At 70.5% G+C, this 13145-nt stretch carries 12 protein-coding genes; all 12 read right to left on the reverse strand.

Annotation, left to right across the window (positions count from 1 at the left end; all coding sequences use genetic code 11):
* Positions 1–3: 3 nt before the first annotated feature.
* Positions 4–666: a maleylpyruvate isomerase family mycothiol-dependent enzyme gene (locus tag GGE06_RS35650; protein ID WP_116165390.1), complete on the reverse strand. Its 663-nt coding sequence runs from the start codon at positions 664–666 to the stop codon at positions 4–6.
* A 2-nt stretch (positions 667–668) separates the two neighbouring features.
* Positions 669–2078 (reverse strand): adenosylhomocysteinase, encoded by a 1410-nt coding sequence (ahcY, locus tag GGE06_RS35655; protein WP_116159634.1) that lies wholly within the window; start codon positions 2076–2078, stop codon positions 669–671.
* Complete coding sequence (gene metF, locus GGE06_RS35660) at positions 2071–2943, reverse strand: methylenetetrahydrofolate reductase [NAD(P)H] (protein ID WP_116159635.1); 873 nt, start codon at positions 2941–2943, stop codon at positions 2071–2073. The genes ahcY and metF overlap by 8 nt, the downstream gene beginning before the upstream one ends.
* Positions 2940–6401 carry a methionine synthase gene (gene metH / locus GGE06_RS35665; protein ID WP_184932724.1) on the reverse strand — a complete coding sequence of 1154 codons (3462 nt, stop codon included), beginning with the start codon at positions 6399–6401 and terminating at the stop codon, positions 2940–2942. The genes metF and metH overlap by 4 nt, the downstream gene beginning before the upstream one ends.
* The gene (locus tag GGE06_RS35670) at positions 6398–7381 is read right to left on the reverse strand and encodes a carbohydrate kinase family protein (RefSeq protein WP_116159637.1); all 984 of its coding nucleotides are present in this window, start codon (positions 7379–7381) and stop codon (positions 6398–6400) included. The genes metH and GGE06_RS35670 overlap by 4 nt, the downstream gene beginning before the upstream one ends.
* Before the next feature lie 3 nt (positions 7382–7384).
* Positions 7385–8593: a methionine adenosyltransferase gene (gene metK, locus GGE06_RS35675; RefSeq protein ID WP_116159638.1), complete on the reverse strand. Its 1209-nt coding sequence runs from the start codon at positions 8591–8593 to the stop codon at positions 7385–7387.
* Positions 8590–8841, reverse strand: a complete 252-nt coding sequence (locus GGE06_RS35680) for a phosphopantetheine-binding protein (RefSeq protein WP_116159639.1) — start codon at positions 8839–8841, stop codon at positions 8590–8592. The genes metK and GGE06_RS35680 overlap by 4 nt, the downstream gene beginning before the upstream one ends.
* A gap of 13 nt (positions 8842–8854) precedes the next feature.
* A complete protein-coding gene (gene acpS, locus GGE06_RS35685; RefSeq protein WP_116159640.1) occupies positions 8855–9307 on the reverse strand; it encodes a holo-ACP synthase in 453 nt (150 codons plus the stop codon).
* Between the two features lies 1 nt (position 9308).
* The gene (locus tag GGE06_RS35690; RefSeq protein ID WP_116159641.1) at positions 9309–10199 is read right to left on the reverse strand and encodes a class-II aminoacyl-tRNA synthetase family protein; all 891 of its coding nucleotides are present in this window, start codon (positions 10197–10199) and stop codon (positions 9309–9311) included.
* Positions 10200–10239: 40 nt separating this feature from the next.
* The gene (locus tag GGE06_RS35695; RefSeq protein ID WP_184932725.1) at positions 10240–11133 is read right to left on the reverse strand and encodes a diiron oxygenase; all 894 of its coding nucleotides are present in this window, start codon (positions 11131–11133) and stop codon (positions 10240–10242) included.
* Positions 11134–11160: 27 nt separating this feature from the next.
* A complete protein-coding gene (locus GGE06_RS35700; protein ID WP_184932726.1) occupies positions 11161–12204 on the reverse strand; it encodes a class I SAM-dependent methyltransferase in 1044 nt (347 codons plus the stop codon).
* A gap of 82 nt (positions 12205–12286) precedes the next feature.
* Positions 12287–13138: a class I SAM-dependent methyltransferase gene (locus tag GGE06_RS35705; protein ID WP_184932727.1), complete on the reverse strand. Its 852-nt coding sequence runs from the start codon at positions 13136–13138 to the stop codon at positions 12287–12289.
* Positions 13139–13145: the final 7 nt, after the last annotated feature.

The following is a 13145-nucleotide window of genomic DNA, read 5'->3' on the forward strand; positions in this document are numbered from 1 at the left end:
CGGTCAGCGGTAGATGAGGAGTTCTTGTTCCGTCGCGCCCGTGAGGGCGTAGCGCGTGCGGACCAGGGGGCGGCCCGCGTAGATGCGGATCAGGGTCGCCGCGTCGCCGATGAAGCGCGCCGCCGGCCTGCCCTCGATCTCGTTGCCGAGGGAGACCCGACGGCCGGAGCGGTCCGCCAGGTCTCCGATCAGACGCGGCGTCTCCCGCCGGCGGCTCGTCATCGAGAGCAGCGGGAGCGCCAGGTCCAGCGCCTCGCCGCAGTACGCGCCGGGCTCGCCGAAGGCCTCCCGTACGTCCCCGGCGTGGACCCACTCGCCGAGGGCGACCGCGTCCAGGCGGCCGTCCTCCCGGGCCGCGATGACCGGGCCCGCCTCCGTGAGGCCGCGTTCCAGTTCGTCGAGGATCCGGTCGAGCGGCCAGTCCTCCCGGTCCGCCACGTCGCAGGCGTTCGCCTCCGGCAGGAACACGCCTTCCTCCAGGCGGTCCTCGACGATCCGGACGAGCGCCGCCCCGCAGTGGGCGAGGACCTGCCGGGCGGTCCAGCCGGGGCAGGCGGTGCGGAGCTCGTACGCCTCCTCCGGTGTGCGCCGGAGGAGCGGCATCAGCAGGTCCCGTTCCGTACGGAGGAGCCGGTCGGGGAGCCAGGGGTCACGTTCCGTACACATCATCAGTAGCGGTAGTGGTCGGGCTTGTACGGTCCCTCCACCGGGACCCCGATGTACGAAGCCTGCTCGGGGCGGAGCGTCGTCAGGCGGACGCCCAGCGCGTCGAGGTGGAGGCGGGCGACCTTCTCGTCCAGGTGCTTCGGGAGGACGTACACGTCGGTCGGGTACTGCTCCGTCTTCGTGAACAGCTCGATCTGGGCCAGCGTCTGGTCCGCGAACGAGTTCGACATCACGAAGGACGGGTGACCGGTCGCGTTGCCGAGGTTCAGGAGACGGCCCTCGGACAGGACGATGACGACCTTGCCGTCGGGGAACGTCCAGGTGTGGACCTGCGGCTTGACCTCGTCCTTCACGATCCCGGGGATCTGCGCGAGACCCGCCATGTCGATCTCGTTGTCGAAGTGGCCGATGTTGCCGACGATCGCCTGGTGCTTCATGCGGGCGATGTCGGACGCCATGATGATGTCCTTGTTGCCGGTCGTGGTGATGAAGATGTCGGCCGTCTCCACCACGTCCTCCAGGGTGGCGACCTGGTAGCCGTCCATGGCCGCCTGGAGCGCGCAGATCGGGTCGATCTCGGTGACGATCACGCGGGCGCCCTGGCCGCGCAGCGACTCCGCCGAGCCCTTGCCGACGTCGCCGTAGCCGCAGACGACGGCCGTCTTGCCGCCGATGAGGACGTCGGTGGCGCGGTTGATGCCGTCGACGAGGGAGTGCCGGCAGCCGTACTTGTTGTCGAACTTCGACTTCGTCACGGCGTCGTTCACGTTGATCGCCGGGAAGAGGAGCTCGCCCTCGCGGTGCATCTCGTACAGGCGGTGGACGCCCGTCGTGGTCTCCTCCGTGACGCCGCGGATGCCGGCGGCGATCGTCGACCAGTCCAGGGCGGTCTTCTCCAGGAGGGCGCGGACGACCGCGAGCTCCTCGTTCGAGGCCTCCGGCAGGGCGCCCGTCTTCTGGTACTCCACCCCCTTGTGGACGAGGAGCGTCGCGTCGCCGCCGTCGTCCAGGATCATGTTCGGACCGTCGGCGCCCGGCCAGGTCAGCGCCTGCTCCGTGCACCACCAGTACTCCTCCAGCGTCTCGCCCTTCCAGGCGAAGACCGGGATCCCGGCGGCGGCGATCGCGGCGGCCGCGTGGTCCTGCGTCGAGTAGATGTTGCAGGACACCCAGCGGACCTCGGCGCCGAGCGCGACCAGGGTCTCGATGAGGACCGCCGTCTGCACCGTCATGTGCAGCGAGCCGGTGATCCGGGCGCCGGCCAGCGGCTGCGTCTCCGCGTACTCCCGGCGGATCGCCATCAGACCGGGCATCTCGTGCTCGGCGAGGGTGATCTCCTTGCGGCCGAACTCGGCCAGGCTGATGTCGGCGACCTTGTAGTCGGAAAACACGGTGTCGGTGACGTCAGACATGAGCTGCGACTCTCCTTGCGCTGAGGATGGTTCGGTGGATTTCCAGGGCCGCCGTCGACTTGTTGAGCGTGATGTAGTGCAGGCCCGGCGCGCCCTCGTCGAGCAGCCGCAGTCCCATCTGCGTGGCGTGCTCGACGCCGATGCGGTACGCGGCGGCCGGGTCGTCCTTCGCCGCCTCCAGGCGGTGCGCCAGGTCCTCGGGGAAGGCCGCGTCCGACAGCTCGGCGAAGCGGCGGATCTGGCGTACGTCGGTGGCCGGCATGATCTCCGGGATGATCGGGGTGTCGCAGCCGGCGGCGGCGACCCGGTCCCGCAGCCGCAGGTAGTCCTCGGGGTCGAAGAACATCTGCGTGATGGCGTAGTCGGCGCCCGCACGGCACTTGGCGACGAAGTGCGCGAGGTCGCTCCCGGCGTCGAAGGAGCGGGGATGCCCCTCCGGGAACGCCGCCACGCCGATCCTGAACTCGCCCAGCGAGCGGACCAGTTCGACCAGCTCGCTCGCGTACGTGAAGCCCTGCGGGTGCGGGGTCCACGCGCCGCGCGGGTCGCCCGGCGGGTCGCCGCGCAGGACGAGCACGTCCCGGACGCCGGCGTCCGCGTAGGCGCCGATGATGGCCCGCAGCTCGGCGACCGAGTGCCCGACGGCGGTCAGATGGGCGACGGGCCGCAGGGTGGTCTCGGTGACGATCCGCTTCGTGACGTCGATGGTCCGGTCGCGGGACGATCCGCCCGCGCCGTACGTCACGGAGACGAAGTCCGGCCGGAGGGCCTCGACGCGGCGGATCGCGTCCCAGAGGGTCTGCTCGCCCCTGTCGGTCTTCGGCGGGAAGAACTCGAAGGAGTACGTGGGGGATTCGGGGTTCACAGGCGTCGGCCTCCCGCGTTGAAGTAGCTCGCCTCCGGGTGGTGGACGACGATCGCGTCCGTCGACTGCTCGGGGTGCAGCTGGTACTCCTCCGACAGCACGACCCCGATCCGCTCCGGCCGGAGCAGATCGGCGATCTTCGCCCGGTCCTCCAGGTCGGGGCAGGCCGGGTAGCCGAGGGAGTAGCGGCAGCCCTGGTACTCGGTGCGCAGCATCCCGTCGAGGCCGGTGGGTTCCGAAGCGCCGGCGATGCCCCAGTCGGCGCGGACGCGCGCGTGCCAGTACTCGGCCAGCGCTTCCGCCAACTGCACGGACAGGCCGTGGAGTTCGAGGTAGTCGCGGTAGGCGTCGGCGGCGAAGAGCCGGGCCGTCTCCTCCCCGATCCTCGATCCGACGGTGACGACCTGGAGCGCGACCACGTCGACCTCGCCGGAGTCCTCGGCGCGGTGGAAGTCGGCCAGGCAGAGGCGGCGGCCCCGCTGCTGGCGGGGGAAGGAGAAGCGGGTCCGCTCGCCTCCGTCCTCGTCCAGGACGATCAGGTCGTCGCCCTTGGACACACAGGGGAACCAGCCGTGGACGACGGCCGCCTCGACCAGGTCCTCCCGCTCGATGCGGTCGAGCAGGGCCCGCAGGCGCGGCCTGCCCTCCGTCTCGATGGTCGCGGCGTCCTTGAGTCCCCACTGGCCCTTGAAGAGGGCGGTCTCGTCGAGCCAGGGGGCGTACTCGGCGAGGGGGATGCCGGTGACGACCTTCGACCCGAGGAAGGGGGGTTCGGGTACGGGGTTGTCGGTGGCGACGTCGGAGCGGCCGGCCGGCTCGGGCTCGCGGACCTCCAGGACCGGCTCGGTGCGCTTCGGCACCCGGCGCTGCTTCAATTCCGGCAGTACGGCTCCGGGGACGCCGCGCTTGACGCCCATGAGTGCGTCCATGAGCCGCAGGCCCTCGAAGGCGTCCCGGGCGTAGCGGACCTCGCCCTCGTACAGCTCGTGGAGGTCCTGTTCGACGTATGCCCTGGTCAGGGCGGCCCCGCCCAGGATCACCGGGTACTTCGAAGCCAGTCCCCGGGCGTTCAGCTCCTCCAGGTTCTCCTTCATGATGACCGTGGACTTCACGAGGAGGCCGGACATGCCGATGACGTCCGCCCGGTGCTGCTCCGCCGCCTCCAGGATCGCCGACACCGGCTGCTTGATGCCGATGTTGACGACGTTGTAGCCGTTGTTGGAGAGGATGATGTCGACGAGGTTCTTGCCGATGTCGTGGACGTCCCCGCGGACGGTCGCGAGCACGATCGTGCCCTTGCCCTCCGCGTCGGACTTCTCCATGTGCGGCTCCAGGTACGCCACCGCCGTCTTCATGACCTCGGCGGACTGGAGCACGAACGGCAGCTGCATCTGGCCGGAGCCGAACAGCTCGCCGACCGTCTTCATGCCGTCGAGGAGCACGTCGTTGACGATCTCCAGCGCCGGCCGCTCCCCCAGTGCCTCGTCGAGGTCCGCCTCCAGGCCGTTCTTCTCGCCGTCGACGATCCGCCGCTTGAGACGCTCGTCGAGCGGCAGGGCCAGGAGCTCCTCCGCCTTGCCGGCCTTGAGGGACTTCGCCGTGGCGCCCTCGAAGAGCTCCAGGAGGCGCTGGAGCGGGTCGTACCCCTCCCGCCTGCGGTCGTAGATCAGGTCGAGGGCGACCTCGACCTGCTCCGGCTCCAGACGGGCGATCGGGAGGATCTTCGACGCGTGGACGATCGCCGAGTCCAGGCCCGCCTTCACGCACTCGTCGAGGAAGACCGAGTTGAGGACGATCCTGGCCGCCGGGTTGAGGCCGAAGGAGATGTTCGACAGGCCCAGGGTCGTCTGGACGTCCGGGTGGCGGCGCTTCAGTTCGCGGATCGCCTCGATGGTGGCGATGCCGTCGCCCCGCGACTCCTCCTGGCCCGTGCAGATCGTGAAGGTGAGGGTGTCGATCAGGATGTCGGACTCCCTGATCCCCCAGTTCTCCGTGAGGTCCTCGATGAGCCGCTCGGCGATCGCGACCTTCGCCTCGACCGTCCTGGCCTGGCCCTCCTCGTCGATCGTGAGGGCCATCAGGGCGGCGCCGTGCTCCTTGGCGAGCGCCGTGACCTGCGCGAACCTCGATTCGGGGCCGTCGCCGTCCTCGTAGTTGACCGAGTTGATGACGGCACGGCCGCCGAGCTTCTCCAGGCCGGCGCGCAGGACACCGACCTCGGTGGAGTCGAGGACGATCGGCAGGGTGGAGGCGGTCGCGAAGCGGCCCGCGAGCTCCGCCATGTCCGCGGCACCGTCCCGGCCCACGTAGTCGACGCACAGGTCGAGCATGTGCGCGCCCTCGCGGATCTGGTCGCGGGCCATCTCGACGCAGTCGTCCCAGCGGCCTTCGAGCATGGCCTCGCGGAACTTCTTCGAGCCGTTGGCGTTGGTCCGCTCGCCGATCGCCAGGTACGAGGTGTCCTGGCGGAACGGCACGTGGCTGTACAGGGAGGACGCGCCCGGTTCCACGGCCGGCTGCCGGTCGAGGACGGCCGCGCCGCGCACCCGCTCCACGATCTCCCGCAGGTGCGCGGGGGTCGTCCCGCAGCAGCCGCCGACCAGGGCGGGCCCGTACTCCCGTACGAACTGCTCCTGGGCGTCGGCCAGTTCGGCCGGGGACAGCGGGTAGTGGGCGCCGTCGGAGGTGAGGACCGGCAGGCCCGCGTTCGGCATGACCGAGATCGGGATGCGGGCGTGCCGGGAGAGGTGCCGCAGGTGCTCGGCCATCTCCACGGGGCCCGTGGCGCAGTTCAGGCCGATCATGTCGATGCCGAGCGGCTCCAGGGCCGTCAGCGCGGCCCCGATCTCCGAGCCGAGCAGCATCGTGCCGGTGGTCTCGACCGTGACCTGCACGATGAGCGGCAGGTCCACGCCGACCCAGTCCAGGGCCCGGCGGGCGCCGATGACGGCCGCCTTCGTCTGGAGCAGGTCCTGCGAGGTCTCGATGAGCAGGGCGTCGGCGCCGCCGCGGATCAGGCCCTCCGCGTTCTGCTGGAAGGCCTCGCGGAGGGGTTCGTACGTGACGTGGCCCAGGGTCGGCAGTTTCGTACCGGGGCCCATGGAGCCGAGGACCCAGCGGGGGCGGCCGTCGAGGGCCGTGTGGGCGTCGGCGGAGGCGCGGGCGATCCGGGCGCCGGCCTCGGACAGCTCGTACACCTGGTTCTCGATGCCGTACTCGGCGAGCGCGGCGAGGTTCGCCCCGAAGGTGTTGGTCTCGACGCAGTCCACGCCGACGGAGAAGTAGGCGTCGTGGACGGAGGCGACGATGTCGGGGCGGGTGAGGTTGAGGATCTCGTTGCAGCCCTCCAGCTGCCGGAAGTCGTCCATCGACGGGTCGGCGGCCTGGAGCATGGTGCCCATGGCTCCGTCGGCGACGACGACCCTCTTCGTGAACTCCTCCCTGAGCGACGGCCTCATGTCAGTCCCCTCAGATGGGTGACGAGCGTCGCCGTGCAGCCGACGCCGTACGTCGTCCTGATCCGGTCCACGAGGGAGTCCCGGTGCAGCCGGTACTCCTGCGTCCCCACGTAGTCGAGGACGGTCGCCGCGACCGCGCAGCCCAGCTGCGCCGCGCACCGCTCGGGCACGCCCCACAGCGTCCCCGCGAGGAAGCCGGCCCGGAAGGCGTCGCCGACGCCGGTCGGGTCGACGACCGCCGGGACCTCCACGGCCGGCACGGCCAGCGGGTCGCGGCCCTCGCCGCGGATGCGGACGCCGGCCTCGCCGTGGGTGGTGACCCAGGTGCCGACGCGGCGCAGGACCTCCGCCTCCGGCCAGCCGGACTTCTCCAGGAGGAGGGCCGTCTCGTACTCGTTGGTGAACAGGAACCGGGCCCCGTCCACCAGCTCCCGCACCTGCTCCCCGTCGAGCCGCGCCAGCTGCTGCGACGGGTCGGCGGCGAAGGGGATCCCCAGGTCACGGCAGGCGCGGGTGTGCCGGAGCATGGCCTCGGGGTCGTCCGGGGAGACCAGGACCAGTTCCAGGCGGCCGGTGCGCGCGGCGACCTCGCGGAGGTCGATCTCGCGCGCCTCGGCCATCGCCCCGGCGTAGAAGGTGGCGATCTGGTTCTGGGCCCGGTCGGTGGTACAGACGAAGCGGGCGGTGTGGAGCGACTCGCTGACGCGCACCGAGTCGGTGTCCACACCGTGGTCCTTCAGCCAGACCCGGTACGGCTCGAAGTCGGCGCCGACCGCGCCCACGAGGGCGGGCCGCAGGCCGAGGACACCGAGTCCGAAGGCGATGTTCGCTGCCACTCCGCCGCGCCTGACCTCCAGGTTGTCGGCGAGGAACGACAGGGAGACCCGGTCGAGCCGGTCGGCGAGCAGCTGCTCGCTGAACCAGCCGGGGAAGGTCATCAGATGGTCGGTCGCGATGGATCCCGTGACAGCGATACGCATTTCTCAGACCCCCGCTGCCTTCTTCAGGGCCTCCACGCGGTCGGTGCGCTCCCAGGTGAAGTCGGGGAGCTCGCGGCCGAAGTGGCCGTACGCCGCGGTCGCCGCGTAGATCGGCCGCTTGAGGTCCAGGTCGCGGATGATCGCCGCCGGCCGCAGGTCGAAGACCGCGCTGACCGCTTCCTGGATCCTCTCGTCCGGGAGGGTGCCGGTGCCGAAGGTCTCCACGAAGAGGCCGACGGGCTCCGCCTTGCCGATCGCGTACGCGACCTGCACCTCGCAGCGCTTGGCCAGGCCGGCCGCGACGACGTTCTTCGCGACCCAGCGCATGGCGTAGGCCGCCGAGCGGTCGACCTTCGACGGGTCCTTGCCGGAGAAGGCGCCGCCACCGTGCCGGGCCATCCCGCCGTACGTGTCGATGATGATCTTCCGGCCGGTGAGTCCGGCGTCGCCCATCGGGCCGCCGACCTCGAAGCGCCCGGTCGGGTTGACCAGGAGCCGGTAGCCGTCGGACTCCAGGCTGACGCCCTCCTCGACGAGCTGCTTGAGGACGTGCTCGACGACGTACTCGCGGATGTCGGGCGTGAGCAGGCCCTCGACGGAGATGTCGGCCGCGTGCTGCGAGGAGACGACGACCGTGTCGAGGCGGACCGGGCGGTCCCCGTCGTACTCGATGGTGACCTGCGTCTTGCCGTCCGGGCGCAGGTACGGCACGGTGCCGTCCTTGCGGACCTCGGTGAGCCGCCGGGACAGGCGGTGCGCGAGGGCGATCGGCAGCGGCATCAGCTCGGCCGTGTCGTCGCAGGCGTAGCCGAACATCAGGCCCTGGTCGCCGGCGCCCTGGGAGGCGAGCTCGTCCTCGGCGCCCTCGACACGCGCCTCGTGAGCGGTGTCCACGCCCTGGGCGATGTCCGGGGACTGGGCGCCGATGGACACCGACACGCCGCAGGAGGCGCCGTCGAAGCCCTTCGCGGAGGAGTCGTAGCCGATGTCGAGGACGGCGTCGCGCACCAGCTGGGCTATCGGCGCGTACGCGGAGGTGGTGACCTCGCCGGCGATGTGGACCTGACCGGTGGTGATCAGGGTCTCGACGGCGACCCGGGAGTGCGGGTCCTCGGCGAGCAGGGCGTCGAGGATGGTGTCGCTGATCCGGTCGGCGATCTTGTCGGGGTGTCCCTCGGTCACGGACTCCGAGGTGAAGAGGCGGCGGCTCATGCCTGGACCTCCGCCGGGGTCTTGAAGAAGTGCTGCTCGATGGCGCCGAGGGTGCGGATGGAGTCGACCTCCAGGGTCTCCATCTGGATGGCGGTGCCGCTCTCCTGCTCCAGGAGGAAGACGAACTCGACGAAGGACAGCGAGTCGATGAGCCGGTTCTCGATCAGGTCGAGATCGGAGGCGATGTCGTCACGCTCGGGGTGACGCTCGAGGATCCAGTTCTTCACCGTCTGCAGGCCGTCGGCCATGATGCTTCTCCTTTTAGCTACTGCTGGTTACGGAAACGGAAGGGGTGGGGGCGATGATCGGCGCGGCGACCGCGACCGCGTAGTCCACGTCGTGGCTGATGGACACGGTGATCTCGGAGATGCCGGACTCGGCTGCCATCTCGGCGGCCGGACCGTGCAGCTCCACCAGCGGCCAGCCGCCCTCGGAACGGCGTACGACGATGTCCGGCCAGGGCAGGAACCTGCCCCGGACGCGTAACGTCTTGAAGGCCGCTTCCTTCGCCGCGATGCGTCCGCACAGGCTCAGCACGTCGAGCCCGGAGGAGGTGCGGCAGTCGGCGAGTTCGCCGGGGGTGAGCATCCGCTCGAAGAACTTCTCCCCGTACTGCGAGAGGAGTCTGCGGACACGGTTGACGGACACGATGTCCATGCCGAGGTTCGCCCACCCCAGGCCGCCCGCCGGCGGGGCGGCGGGACGGGCCGGCACGTCAGATCACCGGCCCGGCCGCGAGGCTCGCATCGGCCCGCATGCGGGCGTTCGCGTCGAGGACCGCCTGGGTGGCGCCCTCCCAGCTGCCGTACCGGCGGGTCAGCGCGGACAGCCAGCGCTCCAGACCGAAGGCGACGCAACTGGTGAAGGCGGGGCCGCCGGTGGACTCGAGCGTGATGTCGCAGCGCTCGCCGAAGAAGTTCCGGTGCGTGTTGACCGAGGCGATCGCCAGGTCCTCGTACAGGAACTCGTACTTCACCGGCGTGAGCCGCTGGAGCACCGCCTTGGAGCTCCCCTTGTCGAAGAAGGGGTCGCAGGCGGCCTCCCTGCGCAGGGGCAGGTCGAGGGCGGCGGCGAAGGCCTGGATGCGGGCCGTGAAGTCCGCGAGGTGGGTCTCGGCGTGCTGCTGCCCGCCGATGGCCACGATCTCCCGCATGCGGAAGCCGAGCTGGCGCCGCATGCCCTCGTAGTGGGTCTCCTTGCGGAAGCACCAGGAGCAGATCGTGACGAGGGTGTCGTCGGCGACCTGGGTGCCCTGGTGGGTGAGGTAGACGGCGTAGCAGGACGCCGAGGGCAGTCCGAGCGCGGCGGGTTCGAGCGCGTCGGTCGGAAAGCGGCCGGTGTCGGTGTCGAAGGGCGTGGTCGCGCGGCGCTCCAGGTCGAGCGGGGCGGCGACGACGGCCTGGTGGGGGAAGTTGTCGTAGTAGTCGAGCCGGGCCAGGTCGGCGGCCGGGAGCAGCGGGGGCATGGTCATCGTGCGGGCGCCCGCGGCCACTCCCCAGCCCTCGAAGGTCTCGTCGAGGAGCCGCAGCAGGCGGGTCCCCTCCGGACCGAGGGTCGGCAGACCCCTGGTGGCCCCGACGTTCTGCTCGGGGGTGGTCATGGTCATGATCGGTGCACCTCTCGGCTGGGAGGTCCCTCGGCGGAGCTCAGACGACGGGCAGGGTGTCGTCCGAGAAGATCCCGGTCTTCAGGAAGAAGCTGAGCGGCTTGCGGATGGCCTTGCGCTCGTGGGGGCGGCGGCACTCGTCGGCGACCAGCGCGTTGCGCAGGGCCAGCGGGTCGGCGATGCCGGCGTCGCGGTAGACGTGCGGGTTGTAGAGGGAGTTGATGCTGTAGACGACGTACCGCTTGAGGTACGCCTCGACCTCGCGGACCCGCTCGGCGCTCACGGCCTGGCACATCCGCTGGTACAGGAGGGAGACCAGCTCGCGTCCGAAGGCGATGTGCCGGGACTCGTCCTGGTGGTGGATCCGGTTGACCTCGCGGATGGTGTGGCAGAGGGAGTCGTCCTTCGCCATCCGGGAGTTGTAGTGGTCGACGAGCTCCTCGAAGAAGAGGATGCGGGTGAAGACGAGGAAGTTCTCGACCTCGGGCTCCCAGGCGGCGTCGGCGCGCATGCCGGTGGAGCCGTAGATCTTGTGGCCGTAGCGCCGGCAGAACTCGGAGAAGAACCACATGTGTTCGTTCTCCTCGCCGATGAAGTGGTGGAAGAAGTCCGAGGGGACCTCGAAGCCCGGCATGTGGATGCGGCCGACGACCTCGATGAGGAGCTCGCGGATGCCGTGCACGTTGAGGCTGTAGAAGTTGATGGACTCCCACTTCGACAGGCGCTGAAGCGTTTCCTCGCCGAGGGCGTCGTAGTGCTCGGTGCCGTAGACGGTGAGCAGCTCCGGCGTCATCCAGAAACGGTTCTCCTCCAGTGTCTCGGGCCACTGGAAGGTCTGGTACGGGTTGTAGTAGTCCTCGACCGAGCGCTCGCTGAGACGCTCCAGGACCTCCATGAACCGGTCGGTGACCGGCAGCGGAGCGATGGCGGTCATGTGGTTGCTCCTTGTGACGTAGGGGGGTTAAGGACGGACCTCATAGACCGCGTTGACAGGGGTCTCGGTGGCGCGCCGCCAGCGGGTGAAGCCGGCCTCCTCGGCGATGGCCCGGAAGGCCTTCTCGCCGGAGTGGTTGCCGAGGGCGTGCGGGCCGCGCTGGGCGACGGCGACCGGCAGGCACATCACGGCGGACAGGGCCATGAACATGCGGGCGGCGGGGGTCTGGGTGTCGATGTCCTGCGGGGAGACGTTGGACTCGACGAGCATCCAGGTGCCGTCCGCGTCGAGGGACTTGCGGACGTGCTGCGCGGCGGCGACCGGGTCGCCCATGTCGTGCAGGGCGTTGAAGAAGCACACCAGGTCGTAGCCGGAGCCCGGGTAGTCGTCGGCGGAGGCGACCTCGAAGACGACCCGGTCGGACAGGCCGGCCTCCTCGGCGAGCTCCCGCGCGATCGAGATGGCCTCCTCCGAGTAGTCGAAGCCGTGGACCGTGGCGTTCGGGAAGGCCTTCGCGATGAGGAGGGTGGTGTGGCCGACGCCGCAGCCGACGTCGGCGACCGTGCCGCCGCCGTTCAGCTTGTCGGTGACCTGGTGCAGGGCGGGCAGCCAGTCCGGGACGAGCTTGTGCTCGTACGTGGGCTGGAAGAAGGAGCCCATGCCGGTGTCCAGGGCCGCGTCGTGCTCGGCCCAGCCGACGCCGTCACCGGTCCTGTACGCCTCGACGAGCAGGTCCTCGGTGGCGTACAGCGCCTTGAGGGCGGTGAAGAAGCCGGCCGCGTAGGTGACGGCCTTCGGGTCGGCGAGGACCTCGACGTGGTCGGCGGGGAGCGTGTACGTGAGGGAGCTGGGATGCCGCTCGACGTACCCGGCGGAGAGCTGGGCGTGCAGCCACTCCTCGATGTACCGCTCGTTCGTGCCGGTCTTCGCGGCGAGGTCGCCGGCGGTGATCGGGCCGTGCGCGGCGAGGGCCTTGTACAGGCCGAGGCGCTCGCCGAGGGCGACGGTCAGACCGCGGACGGCCGCGCCGGCGTCGGTGATGACCCGCTGGTGGAAGTCGTGGGCGCTCATGCGGCCTTCTCCTCCTCGAAGGTCGGCGTGTCACAGGTACTGTGCTGACCCGGGGGACGACCCCCGGACCCCCGGCGGGCGGTCATGCGGCCACCTCCGAGTCGACACCGGTCGCACCCGGCACGTCACAGGTGAAGAGGAACGACCTCGGCACGCGCGGCACGGAGCGGGCCGGGACCGGGTAGGGCCAGCGGTCGAAGGAGGCACCGTCCTCACCGGGCTGCTTGACCTCCCGCACGGCCCAGCCGCAGTCGGCGAGCAGCTCCTCGGGCTCCTCGGTGCCGAAGAGCCACGGGTTGCCGTCCTCCTTGAGCGCGCTCATGAAGGTGCGGGCCAGCGGGTTCTCCAGGGCGGACTTCGAGATGACGTCGCCGAGCAGCACGGAGCCGGGCGCGGCGTGCGAGGCGAGCAGCGAGATGAGGGTCCGCACGGCCTGCTCGGGCAGGAAGAACAGCAGGCCCTCGACCACCCACAGGACGGGCTCCTCGCTCTTCCAGCCGGCCTCCTTCAGGGGGCCGGTCCAGTCCTGCGTGAGGTCGACCGGGATCGGGACCCGGGTGCGCCCCGCCGGCAGCGGCTCGTCCTTGAGCATCTCGGCCTTGGCCTCCAGGAGCGCCGGGCGGTCGAGCTCGTAGACGGTCACGCCGTCGGGCCAGGGCAGCCGGAAGAAGCGAGTGTCCATGCCGGCGGCGAGGAAGACGACCTGCCGGATGCCGCGCTCCTCCACCGCCTTCACGATGGCCCGGTCGAGGTAGGTGGTGCGGATGGCGAGGAACGGCACGATGCCGCCGCCGTCGTAGCGCGCGAGCAGTTCGAAGCCGATCTCGTCGGCGACGGTGCGCGCGTAGGGATCGGCGAACAGCCGGTCCTCGCGCTCGGTCTCCAGGGCGCGCGCGGCGGCGGTCCACTGGGCGGTGCGGGATACGGCCTCCACAGGAGGT

This window comes from Streptomyces nymphaeiformis, from assembly GCF_014203895.1.
GTDB lineage: Bacteria > Actinomycetota > Actinomycetes > Streptomycetales > Streptomycetaceae > Streptomyces > Streptomyces nymphaeiformis.